This is a genomic window from Clostridium autoethanogenum DSM 10061 (genome assembly GCF_001484725.1).
GTDB lineage: Bacteria > Bacillota > Clostridia > Clostridiales > Clostridiaceae > Clostridium_B > Clostridium_B ljungdahlii.
Map to the genome: position 1 here is coordinate 3,370,747 of NZ_CP012395.1, position 20,439 is coordinate 3,391,185.

The 20,439-nt window shown below is 31.3% G+C and carries 24 protein-coding genes; all 24 read left to right on the top strand.

What is annotated here, in order from left to right; all coding sequences use genetic code 11:
* The 24 genes from CLAU_RS15185 (at position 1) to CLAU_RS15300 (ending at position 20,419) form a co-directional block, all read left to right on the top strand.
* Positions 1-375, top strand: a complete 375-nt coding sequence (locus CLAU_RS15185) for a carbonic anhydrase (RefSeq protein ID WP_013237678.1) — start codon at positions 1-3, stop codon at positions 373-375.
* A gap of 117 nt (positions 376-492) precedes the next feature.
* Positions 493-924: a dUTP diphosphatase gene (gene dut / locus CLAU_RS15190; RefSeq protein ID WP_023163009.1), complete on the top strand. Its 432-nt coding sequence runs from the start codon at positions 493-495 to the stop codon at positions 922-924.
* 72 nt (positions 925-996) lie between these two features.
* Positions 997-1,329: a single-stranded DNA-binding protein gene (locus CLAU_RS15195; RefSeq protein WP_013237680.1), complete on the top strand. Its 333-nt coding sequence runs from the start codon at positions 997-999 to the stop codon at positions 1,327-1,329.
* Positions 1,330-1,605: 276 nt separating this feature from the next.
* Positions 1,606-3,615, top strand: a complete 2,010-nt coding sequence (locus CLAU_RS15200) for a methyl-accepting chemotaxis protein (protein ID WP_023163010.1) — start codon at positions 1,606-1,608, stop codon at positions 3,613-3,615.
* Between the two features lie 145 nt (positions 3,616-3,760).
* On the top strand, positions 3,761-4,099 hold the full coding sequence (locus CLAU_RS15205; RefSeq protein ID WP_023163011.1) for a hypothetical protein: 339 nt from the start codon (positions 3,761-3,763) through the stop codon (positions 4,097-4,099).
* A gap of 483 nt (positions 4,100-4,582) precedes the next feature.
* A complete protein-coding gene (locus CLAU_RS15210; protein ID WP_023163012.1) occupies positions 4,583-5,431 on the top strand; it encodes a flagellin N-terminal helical domain-containing protein in 849 nt (282 codons plus the stop codon).
* A gap of 322 nt (positions 5,432-5,753) precedes the next feature.
* A complete protein-coding gene (gene flgB, locus CLAU_RS15215; RefSeq protein ID WP_013237684.1) occupies positions 5,754-6,155 on the top strand; it encodes a flagellar basal body rod protein FlgB in 402 nt (133 codons plus the stop codon).
* Between the two features lie 11 nt (positions 6,156-6,166).
* Entirely contained in the window at positions 6,167-6,598 is a 432-nt protein-coding gene (gene flgC, locus CLAU_RS15220) for a flagellar basal body rod protein FlgC (protein ID WP_023163013.1), read from the top strand.
* A gap of 11 nt (positions 6,599-6,609) precedes the next feature.
* Entirely contained in the window at positions 6,610-6,948 is a 339-nt protein-coding gene (gene fliE, locus CLAU_RS15225; RefSeq protein ID WP_013237686.1) for a flagellar hook-basal body complex protein FliE, read from the top strand.
* 17 nt (positions 6,949-6,965) lie between these two features.
* The gene (gene fliF, locus CLAU_RS15230) at positions 6,966-8,564 is read left to right on the top strand and encodes a flagellar basal-body MS-ring/collar protein FliF (RefSeq protein WP_023163014.1); all 1,599 of its coding nucleotides are present in this window, start codon (positions 6,966-6,968) and stop codon (positions 8,562-8,564) included.
* A gap of 4 nt (positions 8,565-8,568) precedes the next feature.
* The gene (gene fliG, locus CLAU_RS15235; RefSeq protein ID WP_023163015.1) at positions 8,569-9,585 is read left to right on the top strand and encodes a flagellar motor switch protein FliG; all 1,017 of its coding nucleotides are present in this window, start codon (positions 8,569-8,571) and stop codon (positions 9,583-9,585) included.
* Entirely contained in the window at positions 9,569-10,342 is a 774-nt protein-coding gene (locus CLAU_RS15240; protein WP_023163016.1) for a FliH/SctL family protein, read from the top strand. Before fliG ends, CLAU_RS15240 begins: the two co-directional genes overlap by 17 nt.
* Positions 10,343-10,368: 26 nt before the next feature.
* On the top strand, positions 10,369-11,679 hold the full coding sequence (fliI, locus tag CLAU_RS15245) for a flagellar protein export ATPase FliI (protein ID WP_023163017.1): 1,311 nt from the start codon (positions 10,369-10,371) through the stop codon (positions 11,677-11,679).
* Positions 11,680-11,718: 39 nt separating this feature from the next.
* Positions 11,719-12,156, top strand: coding sequence for a flagellar export protein FliJ (gene fliJ, locus CLAU_RS15250; RefSeq protein ID WP_023163018.1), 438 nt, complete (start codon positions 11,719-11,721; stop codon positions 12,154-12,156).
* Positions 12,157-12,184: 28 nt separating this feature from the next.
* Positions 12,185-13,726, top strand: a complete 1,542-nt coding sequence (locus CLAU_RS15255) for a flagellar hook-length control protein FliK (RefSeq protein ID WP_023163019.1) — start codon at positions 12,185-12,187, stop codon at positions 13,724-13,726.
* A gap of 27 nt (positions 13,727-13,753) precedes the next feature.
* Positions 13,754-14,482, top strand: coding sequence for a flagellar hook assembly protein FlgD (locus CLAU_RS15260; protein WP_023163020.1), 729 nt, complete (start codon positions 13,754-13,756; stop codon positions 14,480-14,482).
* Positions 14,483-14,500: 18 nt separating this feature from the next.
* Positions 14,501-14,905 (top strand): TIGR02530 family flagellar biosynthesis protein, encoded by a 405-nt coding sequence (locus tag CLAU_RS15265; protein ID WP_013237694.1) that lies wholly within the window; start codon positions 14,501-14,503, stop codon positions 14,903-14,905.
* 89 nt (positions 14,906-14,994) lie between these two features.
* A complete protein-coding gene (locus CLAU_RS15270) occupies positions 14,995-15,966 on the top strand; it encodes a flagellar hook-basal body protein (RefSeq protein WP_029170098.1) in 972 nt (323 codons plus the stop codon).
* 282 nt (positions 15,967-16,248) lie between these two features.
* On the top strand, positions 16,249-16,443 hold the full coding sequence (locus tag CLAU_RS15275; protein WP_013237696.1) for a flagellar FlbD family protein: 195 nt from the start codon (positions 16,249-16,251) through the stop codon (positions 16,441-16,443).
* Positions 16,444-16,508: 65 nt separating this feature from the next.
* Positions 16,509-17,048: a flagellar basal body-associated FliL family protein gene (locus tag CLAU_RS15280; protein ID WP_013237697.1), complete on the top strand. Its 540-nt coding sequence runs from the start codon at positions 16,509-16,511 to the stop codon at positions 17,046-17,048.
* Positions 17,049-17,082: 34 nt separating this feature from the next.
* Complete coding sequence (locus CLAU_RS15285; RefSeq protein ID WP_023163022.1) at positions 17,083-17,487, top strand: FliO/MopB family protein; 405 nt, start codon at positions 17,083-17,085, stop codon at positions 17,485-17,487.
* On the top strand, positions 17,487-18,284 hold the full coding sequence (gene fliP / locus CLAU_RS15290; RefSeq protein WP_029170097.1) for a flagellar type III secretion system pore protein FliP: 798 nt from the start codon (positions 17,487-17,489) through the stop codon (positions 18,282-18,284). Before CLAU_RS15285 ends, fliP begins: the two co-directional genes overlap by 1 nt.
* 10 nt (positions 18,285-18,294) lie before the next feature.
* Positions 18,295-18,564: a flagellar biosynthesis protein FliQ gene (gene fliQ / locus CLAU_RS15295; protein ID WP_023163024.1), complete on the top strand. Its 270-nt coding sequence runs from the start codon at positions 18,295-18,297 to the stop codon at positions 18,562-18,564.
* Positions 18,565-18,598: 34 nt separating this feature from the next.
* Positions 18,599-20,419 carry a fused FliR family export protein/FlhB family type III secretion system protein gene (locus CLAU_RS15300; protein WP_023163025.1) on the top strand — a complete coding sequence of 607 codons (1,821 nt, stop codon included), beginning with the start codon at positions 18,599-18,601 and terminating at the stop codon, positions 20,417-20,419.
* Positions 20,420-20,439: the final 20 nt, after the last annotated feature.

A 20,439-nucleotide genomic window follows, 5' to 3' on the forward strand; every position in this document is an offset into this window, starting at 1 on the left:
TTGAACAGTGATTTTGCTGTATTGTTAAATTGTATGGATGGAAGAACTCAGCTTCCTGCAATAAATTGGATAAGAGACAATTTTCGTGTAAAATATGTAGATATAATATCAGAACCAGGAATTGACAAAGTAATTTGTGGGGAAGATGAAAATTTTATAAATTCATTAAAGTATAAAATGGATATATCTATAAATTCTCATGGAGCTTCTATGGCGTTTGTAGTAGGACATTATGATTGTGCAGCAAATAAAGTAGATAAGACAACTCATCTAGAGCAGATAAAAAAGTCTGTTTGTATAATAGAAAAATTATATAAAAATATTGAAGTTATAGGTCTTTGGATAAATGAGAATTTCGAAGTGGAAAAACTTTAGGTATTTATCATTTACATTTAAGATTTTCAAAGAAAGATCCTCATTAATAATATATGGTATAATAGCTTAGATAATTTAAAAACATGTAGATTAATTGTGAAAGGATGTTTGTAATTTATGAAGCTATTAATAAAAAAAGTTAATGAGGATGCTGTAACTCCATTTTATGCACATAAAGGAGATGCAGGTCTTGATCTATTTTCAGTAGAAGAAGTCTTAATAGAGCCAATGGAAAGGAAGTTAGTATCTACCGGGATTAAGATTCAGCTTCCACCAAATACAGAAGCTCAGGTAAGACCAAGGAGTGGTCTTGCATTAAAATACGGCATAACCCTTTTAAATACACCTGGTACTGTGGATGAAGGATACAGGGGTGAGATAAAAGTGCTTATGATAAATTTAGGGCAGGAACCCTTTTTAGTTGAAAAAAGTATGAAAATTGCTCAAATGGTAGTGAAGCCTGTGGAAAGAGTATATGTACAAGAAGTAGAAGAGCTAAGTGACACTGAAAGAGGGGAAGGAGGATTCGGTTCTACGGGAACAAAATAACACTTTAATTAGCTGAATAAAAGCTTTCCTCCTGGATATAATTATAGAAAAATAACTAGGAGGCGAAAGTTAGTGAATAGTGTCACTCTTATTGGAAGGTTAACTAAGGATGCAGAATTGGTTCAGCTCGAAAATTATAATAGAAGTGTAGTTAAATTCATTTTGGCAGTAGGCAGAGATTTTGCAAGTAAAACTGGAGAAAGAGAAGCGGATTTTATTCCTGTTTCTTACTGGAGTAATTATGGAAGTAAATTGCTTCCTTATTTAAAAAAAGGGAGACTTATAGGCGTAAATGGTAAAATAATTACTAAAAGCTATACTAAAGATGATATAAGAAAATATTTTACTACTGTAGAAGCAGATAAGGTTCAGTTTTTAGACAGTGAGAAGGAAGCTTTAGCATAATTAAAAAAATACAGGTATAGGATAGATTGGGGTAAAATTAAAAGATTACCCCAATTTTTAATTGCTTATTGAAGGTATATTATTCATTGTTTTTTATATTATTCTAGAGTATGATATAATAGGAAAATATAGTGAAAAGGTGCGTTTCTAGAACTTTTAATCATATTTTAATTTTTAATGTATAAATTTGGTCATAGTTACTTAAAAAATAGGAAAATGTAAAGACTGAAATTAATATTTGCAATTTTGCGTTAACTTAAGGGGGAAAAATATTTTATGTTTAATTTTAAAAGTATTAAAACTAAGTTAATACTGATAATTTCTGCAACAACAGCAGTATTATTATGTATACTTGGAATATCAATTTATGAAAAATCTTATGGGATATTGTATGAAAAGTTTCAAAACAGTTCTGAGCAAATTGTCATAAATGTAAATGGTTCTATAAATAAATTTTTAAATGGTATGGAAAGTCAGACTCAGGTTATTGCTAATAGTTCTACTTTAAAAAACTTGGATATTAATAATGATGGGAGTAGAAACAGTGCAGTAGAATTGCTTAAAAATACTAAAGACAGCAATGAAAATATGGTCAGCGTATATTTTGCTGATCTCAGTGGTATGAGAATAAATATGACTGGAAACATACGTCAGCCATCTAAAGAATACGATGCTAGACAAAGAACGTGGTATAAAGATGCTATGAATAAAAAAGGACAAGTTGTATGGACAGATCCATACAAAGATGTAAATACATCACAGATTATGATTACAGTAGCAAAAACTGTTGAGAAAGATGGTAATGTAGTAGGAGTAGCTGCTATTGATGTTTCTCTGAAAAATTTATCTAAAGATATAGCTTCTATAAAAGTAGGAAACACAGGATATGTTTATATTACTAATAAAGAAGGTAAAATAATAGTAGATCCCGATTTTAACCAGGTAGGGAAAGACAGTGAACTTAAAAAAAGTAATTGGGACTATATTAGCTCAAATAAATCTAGTTATTTTAAGAATACATATAATGGAATAGAGAAGCTGTACGCTTATACTACAAATGAGAAAAATTCCTGGAAAGTTGTAGGCACAGCTAAAAATGCTGAATTTATAAGCGATACAAGTGGTATAAGAAAATTTATTTTCTGTTTAGTTGTTATAGGGATAATAATATCTATAGTAGTATCTATTTTAATTGGTAACTCAGCATATAAGATATTAAAGAAGTTAAAAGTAATAGTTGGTAAAGTAGGTGAAGGAGATTTTACTTACAGTATCCCTGAAAAGTTTTTAAATAGAAATGATGAGTTTGGAAGAATAAGCAATTATGTACAAAGTATGAATATGAATATAAAGAAATTAGTTGAAGATGTTAAGAAAAATTCTTCAAATGTTGAACAACAAGCTGAAGGTTTAAATGCAATTTCTGAGGAGATATCAGCTTCTTCACAGGAAGTATCTGCAGTAGTTCAGGATTTAGCTAAAGGTGCTGAAGGACAGCAAAAGTATATAGATAATATGTTTAGTTTATTAGAAGGTGTAAGCAAACACATGGAAAACATAAATGATAAATTAAATTCTGTAAAGGTAAGTACGGGTAATGCAATGAATAAAGTAGACTTAGGAAAAAATGAAGTCAATTCATTGAAAAAGGCAATAGGCACTGTAGATTCTTCTTTTACAGTAGTTTCTGATAAAGTTTATAAGCTTAATGAATCTATAAAAAAAGTAAGAGAAATAACGGACGTTATAGCACAAATAGCGGAGCAAACAGATCTTTTGGCTTTAAATGCAGCTATTGAATCTGCAAGGGCAGGTGAAGCTGGAAAGGGATTTTCAGTAGTAGCAGAGGAAATAAGAAATTTAGCTGAAGAGTCTCAGGATTCAGCTAAAAAAATAAGCGATTTAATTAATTATATAAACAGTGATTCAAATGAGGTTATTGTAAATTCTAAAAAGGCTGAAGAATCTATAAATGAACAGAATATAGTGGCAGAAAATATGGTGAAATCTTTTGAAATGATAGTAAATTCAATTGAAGAGATTGAACCTTTAGTTGATAAAACTTTTACTTCAGTAAATAGCACAGTACAATCTAGGAAAGAATTTATGGACAGTATGAATCAGTTTGGAAATTTAATAAAAAACACCACTACATCTACGGAAGAAATAGCAGCATCTACAGAGGAAGTAAGTGCATCTATACAAGAAGTTGCATCATCTGCTGAAAACTTAAATTCTACATCAAAGAACTTAATAAATGTTGTAAATAAATTTAAAGTAGAATAAAAGTGTATAAATTACGAATTCAGTTAAGATAATTAGTATTTGACAGTATGCTTGTTACATTGATAATATATAATATATAACTTAATCAAATTAAAAAATAAATTAATAGATATAAAAAGTACGGAATAAAAGAGGGGGATTTAACTTGAGTGAACACGAAAAAGTATTTATACCTAAAGAGTCTATAGATAAATTGGTTTCAGGGTTAAAAAGTATAAGAATTACTACTAGAGAGAAAGCTACACGGAAAGAAGTAGGTAAACTCCTAGATTTATTACAAGAAGATTTGAGTCAAAAAAATATTCCTCTTAAAGAACAAATATTGGAAAAGATGAAGGAAAGCAAAGGAGTAGATCCTAACTTAAATGCTAATCTGTATATATTATATCGTAATTTAGACAGCGGCCAGATTACTGAAGAGCAGGCACTTGAATTATTTCAAATGTATGTTAGGATAGAGCCCTATAATAAAACTATACTATAATTTAACTCAACTTTCACAGCTTAAAAAAATTACGACGTAATTTCTTTAGTTGAGAGTTGAGAGTGAAGGTTGATTTTTAGCTATCGCAAAAAGACTTTAGACTTATATGGATCATCAATGTTTCGCCTTAGCGAAATGAGCCTTTAAAATTTAATTAAAGATTTTTTGTAGTGTAACGGAAAAAATTCACATTAACTTTCCACTTTCCACTCTCAATTTTAAAATAAATAAATTGATTCGCAATATTTTTATTTTCCGATGTTAGGAAGAAAATTATCTTTATATGATATTTGAACTTTGTTCTTTAAAAAAATTACACCGTAATTTTTAGTTCATATGTAACGTACATGAAAGATGATTTTAATTTATTGAATAAATGTTTTACTCTAAAGCATTCTATAGGAGATTTCGATAATAAAGGGATAAGCTTTATGAGTTTACTATAGAATAAGTGCTTACCGTATGTAGAAAGGAGTAAATTTTATGAGACTGAGTTATAACATGCCAGCTTTGATAATGCATATGATACAAAATCAAGCTTTAGATAGGCAAAGTGGAGATTTGAACAGAATATCCAGTGGATGTAAAATAAATAGTGCTGCAGATAATCCAACAGGACTTGTACAAAGAGAGAACATAAGTATTCAAGTTAAGAGCCTTGAGACCGTAACTAGAAATGTTCAGGATGGTGTAAGTATGCTTCAGAGTGCAGAAGGTGGGCTAAATGAAATCACAAGTATGGTCCAGAGGGTTAGACAACTTACGCTGCAAGCTGGAGATGGTTCTTTTAATGATAGGGATAGACAAAAAATACAGGGTGAAATAGATCAGATGCTAGATGGAATAAATGAAATGGCGAATAACACGGAATTTAATGGATTTAAATTATTAGGTCAAAACAAAACTATTAGTATGACTGTAGGAACTAATGCTGGGGACGATGTAAATATACCTCAAATAGATTTGACTAATGGATCGGATGGTGTTATTTCAGATTTGTATAAAATTAAGACTGATGGAGGAAAAGATATATTGAGCGGAGATACTGATAGTGCTTTAAGCATAATAGATAGTTCTTTAAATACAATAGTGTCTTTAAGAAGTAAATACGGGGCTCTGGAAAATAGATTTACCAGTAGCTATAATAATATGCAAGAGCTAAATGAAAAAATGACTGATGCGTACAGCAGTATAAGCGATTCAGATATGGCAGAGGAAATGATGAATTATTCAAAAGAAAGCATAGTAATACAGGCCTCTAATGCAATGATAGCTCAGGCTAATAAATTGCCCCAGGATGTTTTACAGATAATACAGAATTTTAGAAAGTAATATATTTGAAATTAAGTTAAGGTACCTTACTTTTATGGTTTAAGGTATCTTTCTTATAGTTTTGAGCCTAAAATTATCCACTAATGGATAAGAAATGATAAAATACCTTATAAGTACGGGTTTATTTACAATATGCAATATATTTCTATTAAAAGATAATAAACTTATAAAAATGTTACAAAAATATAGAATATAATTTATAATTGTGTTAATCTATCTATATAGAAAATAATTTTAATCAAAAGTAAAGTACAATTTAAAATTAAATTGTTTAAGAAAAATTATAATATGTTTAATATTTAAAAAAAGGGGGGGATTTGGGTTGAATATAAATAATATGTCAAATGATAAATCAGTAAATTATTTACTTGCAAGAGGGCTAGATGCAGCTGAAGCTAGAAGTCAGGCAATATCTAGTAATATATCAAATATTAATACTGCGGGATATAAGAGGAAATATGTTACATTTGAAGAAAACCTTAAGAATAGTGTAGATAATTTGGAATTAAAAACGGATGATGCAAAACACATAAAGATGGGTAATGATTATGGAGCAATAACTACAAATACCGACAGTTCAACCAGTATGAGATCAGATGGAAACAATGTGGACATTGAAGTAGAAACTGTGAATCAAGCTGCAAATGAACTTATGTATAATGCACTTATAACCCTTGAAAATAATAGGCTAAGTATGCAAAAATCTGTTATAAATGGAAATTAGGAGTGATATTTATGATTCAAGCATTTAATACTATGAGAATAAGTGCCAGTGGACTTTCGGCAGAAAGACTTAGCATGGATACAATAGCTTCCAATATGGCAAATGCAGAGACAACACGTGGTGCAGACGGACAACCTTATAGGAGAAAAGTTGCAGTTTTTGGAGAAAATTTAAGTAAGGCTTTAGATAGTAATGGAAATTATGGAGATGTTCCTGAAGGGGTAAAAGTTGTAGCAATAAAGGATGATGCTTCACCTTTTAGAAGAGAGTATGATCCTACTAATCCAGATGCTGATGCCTCAGGATATGTTTCTATGCCAAATGTGAATATATTGAATGAAATGGCTGATATGATGGTAGCGACTAGAGCTTACGAAGCAAACCTAAGTGCTATCAATTCTGAAAAAAGTATGTTTTCAAAAGCTTTGGAAATAGGTAAATAGGGGGGCGTATTATGAAAATAAATGAATTTACTCCAGATACTACTGTGTTTGATAAAATAAGTGGGAATACACAAAGTCAAAATGTATCAAATGCTTCTAAGGATAATATAGTAAATAATGAAGATGCTGTATCTTCTTTTTCGAGTTTATTACAAAACAAGTTAGATGAAGTCAACAATCAGCAGATACAGGCAAACAATAGTATCAATGAATTTGTATCAGGAGATAGAAATGATGTAGCTAATGTTATGCTTGATGCTGAACAGGCTAAGATGTCATTAGAACTTGCTGTACAAATTAGAAATAAATTTGTTGAAGCATATCAGGAGATAAATAGAACACAGTTATAGAAGGAGAACCGGATTAAATGGGTAAAATATCGCAGATTTTTAAAAACTTAATAGGCAAATGGAAGGATTTAAGTAGAAATAAAAAGATAGCTTTTAGTGTTATAGCTGTAGGAATTGTTGCAGCTTTGATATTTGGTGGATTAACTTTAGGAAAAACGAAATATGCGGTATTATTTTCTAACCTAGATGCTACTGATTCAGCTGCAATTTACAAGCAGCTTCAAAGTGATAAAGTAGATGCAAAAGTACAAGGAAATTCCATATTAGTGCCTCAAGCTCAAGTAGATAAAATTAGAATGCAGACCCTTTCAGAAGTGCAGCTTACTAATGGAAGTCAGGGATTTGAACTTTTAGATAAAAGCAATTTCGGGCAAACAGATCAGCAGATGAATATAAATTATCAAAGAGCTCTTCAAGGTGAGCTTGAGAGAACTATAAAATCACTTCCACAAATTGAAAATGCAAGGGTTCATTTAGTACTTCCCGATAATACTGAATTTGTTAAAGACACACAACCGGGGAGTGCTTCTGTAACTATAAAGTTAAAGCCAGGACAGAGTTTGTCCCAAGATCAGACAAAAGCTTTGGTAGCACTAGTATCCGGAAGTGTGAAAAGTATACCTAAAGAAAACGTTGAAGTTATAGATGATAAATTAAACCTTCTTTCAAGGGATCTATATCAAAATAAAGATGGCAAAGATAGTGACTCCACTGTTCCTGCTGAAAAACAACAAGAATTGCAGCAAAAATATGAGGATGATATGGAAAAAAGACTTCTTGCCATGCTGGAGCCTATATATGGTAAAAACAAGGTGAAGGTACAGATAAATGCAGATTTGGATTTTGATGCAGTACAACAGGATTCCACTACGTATGATCCAAAGAATGTGGTAGTAAGTGAGCATACTGTAAATAATACAAATACAGGTGGCACAAATAATGCAAGTACAAGCCCTGTAGATAATAATATGAGTAACACATCTGTAAGTAATACAAATAGTGGCAATTCAACTCAAAATGAAGTTACAAGAAATTATGATGTATCTAAGGTGGATCAAAAAACCATAAAGGCTCCAGGCAGTGTAAAAAGGCTTACAGCATCAGTTGCACTGGATGGAACTGTAGATGATGCTACTAAGACCTCTATTAGAAATCTTGCAGTGTCTGCTATAGGATATAATCAAACAAGGGGAGATACTATAAATGTTGAGGCAATTCCTTTTGATACTACGGCTCAAGACAATGCAAAGAAGGATTTAGATGCAATGCAAAAGGCTGAAGTCCAGGCAAGTCGTAATAGGATTATTATAGGTGCATCTATAGCAGGAGCATTATTAATAGCTGCTATCGTTGGATTTATATTATGGAGAAGAAAACATGCGGAAGATGAAGAAGAATTATTTGATGAAGAACTTGGTAATACCCAGGGCATAGATGCTGTTATAGGAGACGATGATTTAACCAAAGAGCAGAATAAGCTTAAATTTAAGCCTGTAGAGTTTGAACATGAAACGGAAGATACACATGTGGAGAATGAAATAAAGAAATATGCTAAGGATAAGCCAGATCAAGTTGCAGACATAATCAAAGCATGGATAGCAGAGGATGAGAGGTGATAAAATGGCTAAAGACAGTAAAAAATTAACAGGAGTGCAAAAAGCGGCCATACTATTTATAACTCTTGGACCGGAAGCTGCTGCAGGAATAATCAAAAAATTGCCAGAAGCAGAAATACAAAAAATAACTTATGAAATAGCTAATATAAACTCTGTAAAATCTGATCAAAAAAAGGAAATACTTCAGGAATTTATAGAGATGAATAAGGCTAAGGACTATTTGCTTGAAGGTGGAATAGAGTACGCTAAAGATCTTTTATCAAAGGCACTTGGAAGTCAAAGAGCTATTGAAATATTGGATAAAGTTACAGAGGCAACTCAACAATTTAGGCCTTTTGCCATAGCAAGAAAAGCAGATGCTCCTCAGCTTTTAAATATAATATCTGATGAACATCCGCAGACTATTGCACTTGTACTGTGTTATCTTCAAGCGGACAAGGCTGGACAAATTCTTTCAGCACTTCCTGAAAATGTACAGGCTGAGGTAGCATTTAGAATAGCTACAATGAGTAATACTTCACAAATGGTTGTAAAAGAAATAGAGAAAGTATTAGATGACAAGCTATCATCTATAGTTAAATCAGATATGAAGGTAATTGGTGGAGTTCAGACTATAGTAGATATATTAAATCAAGTAGATAGAACTACAGAGAAAAATATTACTGAAGGTCTTGAAAAAGAAGATGCAGAATTGGCTGAAAAGATTAAGGGATCTATGTTTGTATTTGAAGATATCATTACTCTTGATGATGTATCTATTCAAAGGGTACTCAGAGAGGTGGATACAAAAGAGCTTTCTCTTGCACTTAAAGGATGCTCTGAGGAAGTGGCAGATGCAATATTTAGGAATCAATCAAAGAGAGCTTCTGCTGCATTAAAAGAGGACATAGAATTCTTAGGACCTGTTAGACTTATGGATGTAGAAAAGGCTCAACAAAAAATTGTGGGCATAATAAGAAGACTGGATGAATCGGGAGAAATAGTTCTAGCAAGAGGAGGAGAAGATGCAATCATCGTATAAATCTATATTAAAAGGTGACAGCATAAACAATTGCGGAACACAGGAAATACACACAGAATTTAAAAAGCAAGAAGCATCCAGAGGAGTATTCAATGGAAAAGATATTAAAGATGATTCTGTTCTGAAAAGCTATGAAAATTTAGGAAGAACTATCTTACAAGATGCCAATATTAAAAAAGAAAAAATTCTTTCTATGGCTTATGAAAGAGCATCTGAAATCTCAAAAAAAGCCTATGATGAAGCCTATGAAAAAGGTTATGCCAAAGGTCAAGAGGAAGGTTATAATACTGCTTATGAGGAAGGCTACAAGAAAAACCTTGATAAAGCAAAAGTAGAGGGAGAACAGATAAAAAAGAATGCAAATGATGTCTTAAATAAAGCTGTAGAGGAAAAGAAAAGGTATCTTGAGGAAAAGGAAGAGGAAATAAAAGAATTTATATTAAATTCTGTAGAAAGTATATTAAAACGTGAGGTAAGGGATGCAGATAGTTTAAATGCTCAAGTATTTGATGCTTTGAATCAAATGAAAAAGACCAGCACTTTTATAATAAAAGGTAAAGAAAAGTACTGCAGTGAATTCAAAAGACAAGTAAATATATGGAAGGAACAGCTGCCTTTTAAAGGTGATATTTTTATAATACCAGATGAATCTTTAGATGAAGGTAGTGTAGTTATAGAAAGAGATAATGGAAAAATGGTTCTGGGCATAGATATTGCCTGTGAGAAAATAAAGAAGATAATTCAGGATGAAAGTTAAGTTTCTGCAGTTAGAGGTGATATTTTGTGATAACTATAAACTTTGATAAGCTTAATAGAAAAGTAAAGGAAGCCACTTATAATTATCAAGAAGGAATTGTGAAAAAAGTTATTGGCTTAACTGTAGAGGTAGAGGGCATTAGAGCCTTTGTGGGAGAAGTATGTCATATTTATAATGAGGAAAATAGTAAGATTTCCTGTGAAGTTGTTGGATTTAATGAAAGCAATGTAATTTTAATGCCTCTTGGGGAACTTATTGGAATTTCACCAGGTTGTAGAGTAGTACCAGAAAGGATGCCTTTAAATGTGAGATGCTCAGATGAGCTTTTTGGAAAAGTACTTGATGGATTAGGTAATCCTATAGATGGTGCGTATATATCAAGTGGGGTACCTTATCCACTTGATACAGAGCCTCCAGATCCCTTAAAAAGAAGGAGAATTACTGAAGTAATTCCTACGGGAGTAAGGGCAATAGATGGTTTCCTAACCTGCGGTCAAGGACAGAGGATAGGAATATTTGCAGGAAGCGGTGTGGGAAAGAGTACTACTCTTGGTATGATTGCAAAATATGCTGAAGCAGACGTAAATGTAATAGCTTTAATAGGTGAAAGAGGTAGAGAAGTTAAGGATTTTATAGAAAAAGACCTTGGAGAAGAAGGAATGAAAAAATCAATCATAGTGTGTGCTACTTCAGATAAGCCAGCTTTGGTTAGATTAAAGGGAGCTTTTACAGCTACAGCTATTGCAGAGTATTTTAGGGACAAGGGTAAGAAAGTAATTTTAATGATGGATTCCGTAACTAGATTTGCTATGGCTCAAAGAGAAATAGGACTTGCTATTGGGGAGCCTCCAGCAACTAAAGGATATACACCTTCTGTATTTGCCAAACTTCCCAGACTTATGGAAAGAGCAGGAACATCAGATATAGGATCTATTACAGCTTTTTATACCGTACTGGTAGATGGGGATGATTTAAATGAACCTATTGCAGATGCAGTAAGAGGTATACTTGATGGGCATATAGTTTTATCACGTACCTTGGCCAATAAAAATCATTATCCTGCTATAGATGTACTTGCAAGTATAAGCAGACTTATGTCTGAAATAGCTGAAAGTGATCATAAAAAAAATGCTTCTTTTGCAAGGGATATGCTTTCAACTTATAAAAATTCCGAGGACTTAATAAATATAGGTGCTTATGTAAAAGGAAGCAGCGAAAAAATAGATAAGGCTGTAGCTTATTACGATAAAATAATTGCCTATCTCAAACAGGATGTGAATGAAAAATCATCCTTTAAAGAAAGTGTTGAAGGGTTGAAAAAAATATTTCAATATTAGTCTTAAATTGTGCATTGTGAATTGAACAAAGGAGGATATATGGGTAAATATAAATTTAGGCTTCAAAAGTTACTTGACATAAGAATAGACAAGGAAGAAGAAAGTAAAAGAGAATTTCAGCAAGCTAGAAGAGAAAGCTTGAAAGTAAAAGAAAAACTAGGTTTATTAAAAGCCAACTATGAGAAATACAATAATATGTCCAACTTTAAAAGCGTCATTGAACAAAAAATAACTCATAAGTATTTAAAAGCTTTAGTTTACAGTATAGATAAGACTCAAATTGAATTAAAGGATAAAGAAAAGATAGTAGAAATGAAAAGAAATGAACTGCAAAAGAGGCAGATAGATAGAAAAACAGTTGATATTTTAAAGGAAAAGGAAGAAACTGCTTTTATAAAGGAGCAAAATAGGATAGAACAGAAGGCAAATGATGAATTTGCCCTGTATGGATTTATAAGAAATATTCAAAATACATAATTTTTTATTTTGAAAGGAGGTGAAATAAATGAACGTAAATGGATTAAACTTCATGTCTTCTATGAATGTACAGTCACCAAAAGTTCAATCAAGTTCTTCAAGTGAAAATAATGGCTTTGCTTCTTTTGTTAAATCCAACAGCAGTAATGATAACAATAAGGTTGATACTAAAGACACTACGTATAAATCATCTAATGAATCTATAGATAGCAAGAATAACGTAAGTGTCGATAAAAATACAACAAAGGTACAATCATCAAATTCTCATAGCGAAAATAAAAATGCTGTAGATAGTGAACAAAATGATGATTCTAAAATTGAAACTTATTTAAGGAAAGCTGGATTTACAGATGAGGAGATAGCAGATATTAAACAGAAGATTAAAGATGGCAGTATAGATAAGAACAGTGTACTTTCACTTTTAAGTTTGCTATTTGGAAATAATCAGGGTATTCAAAGTAAATCCAATGATTTTCTAAATATGGTAACCAAAGAATTAAGCAGTGAAATTTCAAATGTTTCAACAAATGGAGATTCTCTACAATCTAGTTTAAATCAGGAAATATCTAAGAGTCTTAGTGATACTTCAAATAAAGATGTATCAGGTAACGTTAAAGATGTCTTAAATAAGACATTAGATAAGAAACTTGATTTCCTAGTGGATATTCTAAATAAATTTGATAAAAGTGGACAACTTACTCAAAAGCTTTCTAAAAAAATAGCAGATAATATTATGTCCAAGTTATCTAATGTTATGTCAAATTCATCTGGAAATGATATAAGTGATTTAAAATCTCAAATATACACTGAACTTTTACAAAAGTTAAATCCAAAACTAGCAGACAATTTAAATTCGGGAAAGAATGTATCAACAAATAATTTATTCCAAATTATAAGCCAAAATAGACAAATGATAGAGAATTTAGATACAACAGGTAGTTCTCTTCAAAATTCTTCAAATGGTAATAAAAATTCTACAGGTGGTAACAGTAAAAACACTGATATATTGAATAAAATACTAGGCAGTGATGGAGAAGATACTAAGGACAATAAAATTTCTAAAGCAGTTAACTTTATGACGCAATTTAATAACGTCAAGGGAGGAAATATACTTGTAAATGCTACTGAAGCTCAAAGTCTTAATTTAAATAAAGCTACTTTTAATTCAGATATGATAAAAACACTTAAGTATATGGATTTGAATAATGTGAAACAGTTAACTGTTAAAATTAACCCTAGGGAATTGGGAGATATAACTATAAATCTTGTTATGGAAGAAGGAAAGATGAAAGCAGTTCTCACAGCTTCAAACAAAGATGCCTATAATCTCTTAAATTCAAATATGCAGGATTTGTCAAATAAGCTTCAGAATAATGACATAAAAGTCCAGAGCTTTTCATTGAACTTATATCATGAAGACACAACTTTCTTCAAAAATGGAGATAATGGAAGACAGAATCAAGATAATGAAAAAAGAAATAGAACTTTAACTGTAAATAGCATACAGGAGGAAGATGCTCCAGAGAAAAATGACTATTACAGTGACAGCAACGTAAATATGCTGGCCTAGTTTTAAATTTAATAAAGGAGGAAAAAAATGGCTATTGATCCGGCATCAGGTACAGATAACAATAGTACCAATCAGAAAAGTTATTCTTATCCTATTTCTACCGATAATACTTCAAATAATACTTCAAATGGAACTAAAGTAGTTAAAAAGAATAATGACATAGATAAAAATATGTTTTTAAAAATACTATCTGCAGAGCTTGCAAATCAGGATCCAACTAGCAGCGATTCTCAAAGTTCAACTCAGTATATAAGTCAGTTGGCACAATTTTCATCTCTAGAACAGATGGCAAACTTAAATAGTTCAACTAAGATGGGGACTGCAAACTCACTTATGAATAAATATGTGACCTTTAGTGATACAGATGAGCAGGGAAATAATGTAAGTGGACAGGTAGTTGGAGTTATTAAAGATGGAGATGATATAGAGCTTAATGTGCTTATGGGGCAGGAAAAAGACAAAGATGGAAATATGGTTGATAAATATGAAAAGTTCAATATAGATGATGCAGAAAAGATTGTTGATTTAGGAGATACAACTAATTTCACTGTTAGTAGTAATATGTTGTTAAATGCAACTTCACTTATAGGAAAAAAGGTTAATTTAGATGATAAAGATTCCAGTGGAAATAATTACAGTGGGGTTGTACAATCAGTATCAAGACTATTTGGTGGAATAACAGTAAAAGTAAAACTTTCAGACGGAAGTACAAAGGATTTTGATTTTAAGGATGTTTCAGATGTAGAAAATTCATAGATAAGAAGGTGAATATCTATGGGCTATAGGGTTATTAATGGCAAGTTGTATTTTGCAGCAAATTTAAAAGCAGTATGTAACGAGAAAAATAGTATAAAAAATAATTTGAATGATTCTAAAGATAAAATATCCTTTAAGGATACTTTAACTAGTGAGATTAATAAAGATACAAGTTTTACTATATCAAATCATGCTGCAGAAAGGCTAAGAAGTAGAAATATAAACTTAAATGAAAATGATATGAAAAATATAAATTCTGCCATAAATAAGGCAGAAAATAAAGGATGTAGTGAATCTGCATTGCTTTATAAAAATTCAATATTTATTATATCTATAAAAAATAGAACAGTAATTACAGCACTGGATAAGAATTCAAATAGCGACAATGTATTTACTAACATAGATAGTTTAGTAATAGTATAAAAAGTGGCTGGACCCAAGTGGAAGCCATGTTCTGTGGAGTGAAAGAAGCAGAACAACAATACATTAATAAAAAAATTGGAGGAAAAAATATGTTACCATCATTATATACAGCAATTAGCGGACTTAGAGTAAATCAGCAAAAGTTAAATGTAACATCAGATAACATAGCAAATTCATCTACTACGGGTTTTAAATCTAAAAATATGATTTTTGAAGATATGCTGAGTCAAAATCTTTCTGATCCAAGTGCACCAGTAGATGGCGGTCTTGGAGGAATAAATGCGAGACAAAGTGGCCTTGGAGTTAAAGTAGCAGGGATAAATACGGATTTTACTGCAGGAAGTAGTCAAACTACAAATAGAAGTTTGGATTTTATGGCGAATAAGGGAGGAAGCTATTTTGTAGTTAGCCCTGACGGAGATGTCAGCAATGCTAATGGCGGCAATGCTAGTGATACTACTAGTAAAAGTTATTATTATACAAGAGATGGAGCTTTTACTTTAGATGAAGCAGGTAATCTTTTGACCCAAGATGGTTACCACGTTATGGGATATAATGTAGATGATAAAACTGGTGCAATTACAGATACTGCTTCTGGAACAGATACTAGTAATATTGTACCCCCCAAATGTCTTCAAATTGCTCAGTATTATACTAAGGATGGTGCAGTTGATACTGCTCCTGGAGATCAGACTACTGCGGATAATGAAAAGGTTACTTCTTGGTCTGTGGGGCCATCAACAGGAATTATAACTGTAAAAACTGCGCTTGGTTCACATCAGGTGGGACGAATAGCACTAGCTTCTTTTCAAAATGAAGGGGGTCTTGTAAAGGATGGAGGAAATTTGTATGAATCATCTCCAAACTCAGGTGATGCAGCTTATGGAACCCCTGGTACAAATTATGGTTCTCTTAATCAAGGAGCTCTTGAAATGTCAAATGTAGATTTAGCACAACAATTTACAGATATGATAGTAGCTACCAGAGCTTTTCAAGCCAATGGAAAGATAATAACTACGGATGATACTATACTAGAGGATTTGGTTAATTTGAAGAGATAGACATAATTAAAGCTTAAAGTTCAAATATCAAAGTTCAAATAATGATTAGTGTAGTATTTTGTGACATTAGAAAGAAAATTATCATTATCTGTTATTTATTCTTTGGTATTTAGTAATAGGTGATAAGTGACAAAGTTAGTGAAAAAATGTCACTTATCACTAAAAAATTACATTTTAGAATAATACAGACGTTTTAAATCCTTGTTAAATGAAAAAATTGTACATATCAGCTCAAATTGGAATTATAATATAATATATAACAGTACATTTAGGAGGATTTTTATGATAAGATTAACTGGACTCGATAATAAAGAATTTATTATAAATGCAGATGCTATAGAAAAATTAGAAGCTATACCTGAAAGCTTAATAACTTTAACTAATGGTAAAAAATATTTAGTAAAAGAATCTAATGAGGAAATAGTAGAAAAAGTTATAAAATATAAAAGAAAAATATACACAGGAAATTTTGACTAATTAATAATTAATAATTAATAATTATTAACTATTAATTATTAACTATTAAGTAAGGGGGATACACTATGGAAAATAAAGCAGAAAAAAAAGGTTCATCTAAAATCAAAATTATTGCTATAGGTATATTAATATTGGCGGTGGTAGCAGGAGGGGCCTTTTTTGGATATAATAATTTCATAAAAGACAAAAAAAACACTGCTAAAAATGCTGTACAACAGGTTAATACTCAGCAGGTTAATACTCAGCAGGTTGTAAACAATGGACAAACTGCTGGAACAGTTGCAAATTCGTTAGATCAGGTTGTATCTTCCCAAACTTTTCAACTTGACGAGGTTACAGTAAACTTGGCAGATGAAGGTGGAAACAGATATTTAAAGGTTGCAGTTTACCTAGGATTTAATGATAAAAAACTTACAGCTGAATTGACTGCCAAAAAACCAATTGTAACTGATGCAGTTATTGAAATCTTAAGAACAAAGAAAGCAGCAGATATAAGTGCTAAAAATATGAACAATATAAAATTGGAAATAATTCAAAAAATAAATCCTATGCTGGAAAAAGGACAGCTAAACAATGTATATTTTACAGACATTATAATTCAATAATACTTTTATAAGTTTATCCTAAAGGAGAATGTAAATGAATTTACAATTTATGTGGATGATTTTTAGAACAGTAATAGCTCTTCTATTTGTAATTTTTTTAATATATATTTCTGCAAAATATGGTGGAGAAAAACTCAAAAATGTTCAAAAGGGTAAATTCATAAGAATAATGGAAAGAGAACAACTGTCAAAAGAAAATAGTTTACTTGTAGTAAAAATAGGAGAAAAAATGCATGTTGTATCTTCTGCATCAGGAAGAATTGAAATAATATATGAATTGAATGAAGAAGAAATTTCGGAGTTCAAAAATAGAAGCACTATACCAGAATATAAAAATTTAAAAGATTTTTATACAAGATCAGGAATGGAGCAATTAGTTAAAAAGGCAAGTGACAAGTTAACTTTAAAAAAACTTATAGATAAAAAGGAAGATAAATGATGAACAGAAGAGATAAAAAGATTTTTATAACTATTTCAATTTTAATATTTGTCATTCTTGTTTTTAAAGCACATAGTGTATATGCAGCTCCAGATGCATCACAGACGATGCCTATACCAAATATAAATGTATCTATGGATAATGCAGGCACTTCTACTCCACAGCAATATGTACAAAATATAAAATTGCTTATATTTCTGACGATTATAACATTGCTTCCATCTTTTATAATGATGATGACAAGTTTTGTAAGAATTATAGTGGTATTTGGTTTTTTAAGAAGTGCTATGGGAACACAGCAGTCACCTCCAAATTCAATTTTGATTGGACTAGCACTATTCATGACAGTTTTTATTATGTATCCTGTTTATTCAAAAATAAATACAAACGCTATTGTGCCCTACATGCAAAATAAAATAACCCAGGAACAAGCAATAAATGAAGGGGCTAAACCACTTAGGAGTTTCATGCTTAAGCAGACATATAAAAAGGATTTACAGTTATTTATAGACCAAGCTAAATTAAATTACAAGGTTACTGCAGATGGACAAAATGCACCACTCTATGTAGTAGTTCCGGCCTATATGATAAGTGAACTTAAAACTGCTTTTGAAATAGGATTCTTAATATATATACCATTTATGGTAATAGATATGGTGGTGTCAAGTGTACTTATGGCTATGGGAATGTTCATGCTTCCACCAACTATGATATCTCTGGCATTTAAACTACTTTTATTTGTAATGGTAGATGGATGGTATTTGCTTGTAAAATCTTTAATTGTAAGTTTTTCATGAGGTGAATTGAATGAGTGAAAACATGGTAATTAGTATTATAAAAGATGCAGTACAAACGGGACTTATGGTAGGAGCTCCCATACTTATAGTTTCAGTAGTGGTAGGTCTTATAATAAGTATATTTCAAGCCACTACTCAGATACAGGAACAAACACTTACTTTTGTTCCTAAGCTTATTGCAGTAGCTGTAATAGGACTTATTTCAGGAAGCTGGATGTTACAGCAAGTTGTAGCTTTTACTGAGAGAATTTTTACGTATATAGCCCATATAACACAATGAACATTGCTGCAAAGTATAATTGGAGAGGAATAAATTGATAAATACATTATATTTTACCGCCTTAATTTTAGTATCAATAAGAATTTTTTCTTTTTTCATATTGGTTCCAATATTTTTCCCAAGTGGAATTCCAAATGTAGTTAAAGTGGGACTAACAGTAGTTATGGCATATATATTGATGCCAGGTATAGATTACTCTTCTATAAGCAGTATAGATAATACAATGTTTTTTGTAATGAATTGCTTGAATGAGGTAGCAGCGGGCCTTACCCTTGGATTTTTAACTAGCTTATGTTTTTCTATGGTGAGAATAGCGGGAAATCTTATGGATATGCAAATGGGATTTGCTATGGTTAGTATGTTTGATCCTACTTCAAATAGTAATACGACTTTAATTGAGCGTTTACTTTATTGGTTTAGTTTGGTTATTTTCTTTATAGTAGATGGACACCATATGCTTATAAAATCTTTAATTCAAAGTTTTAGTGTAATAAAACTTGGAAGTTTCTTTTTAAATCAAGCTTCAATTAATATAATTTTTAAAGCCTTCATAGAGTATTTTGGCATTGCAATTCAAATAGGAATACCTATAGTTTTAATACTCCTATTTACAGATTTAACAATGTCACTTATAGCAAGGACAGTTCCACAGTTAAATATAATGATATTAGGATTGCCTGTTAAAGTACTGATAGGGTTTGCATCATTTTGTTTTGCACTTCCAATTTTTCTTAAATTAATAGAACACTTATTTACAGCTATACCTAATTCCATAGATGGTTTTTATAAGGCATTGCCGTTGCTTTTGATATTTGCAAAAGATGATAAGACAGAAGAGGCTACTCCTAAAAAGAAAAGTGATTCTAGGAAAAAAGGTCAGATAGCTAGAAGTAAGGAAATAGGACTTACTATGACACTGCTTGCATCAACTTTAGTTATAGCAGTTCTAGGAGGATATGTTGGAACATCTCTTGGTTCCACAATGGTAGCTTTTTTAAATGACTATATAAATACATCGCTTAATTACAGTAGTGTAAATAAAATAATGTTTATAACCATATGGAGAATAGCTATAGTTTTTCTACCTATAGCGGTTCCAATACTTGCGATAGGAGTATTGGCAAATATGGTTCAAACAAGAGGGCTTATAACTTTTGAAACTTTAAAACCAGACTTTTCAAAATTAAATCCTATAAGTGGATTTAAAAGAATGTTTTCTGCTAGGTCTGTCATGGAACTTTTGAAGGATACCGCTATAGTGTCTATAGTAGGATACGTAGGGTACAAATTTATAAAAGACAATTATATGTATATATTGAACTTAGGTCAATTGGACTCTAGGGCTGTAGCAAAGGCTATAGGAAGCTTAGCTGTGGGTATATTTTTTAGAATAACTTTAATTATGCTTATAATTGCAATTCTTGATTATATGTTTCAAAGATATCAATATAATAAAGACCTTAGGATGTCAAAGCAGGAAATTAAAGAAGAATTTAAACAAGATGAAGGAGATCCACAAATAAAGGGCAAGAGAAGACAAAAACAGAGAGAATTAGCTATGCGAAGAATGATGCAGGAAGTTCCAAAGGCTACTGTAGTAGTTACAAATCCTACTCATGTTGCTGTAGCTTTAAAATATGAAGATGGGCAGAATGCACCTGTCCTTGTGGCAAAGGGATTAGATGCTGTAGCCCTTAAGATAAAAGAAATAGCAAAGGACAATGATGTGCCAATAATTGAAAACAGGCCACTTGCAAGGCTTATATATAAAGAAGTTGAAATTGATATGGAAATACCAGCTGAGATGTATCAGGCAGTGGCGGAAATACTTGCGTTGGTTTACAAGATGAGGTGATATTTTGGAAAGAAGTAAAA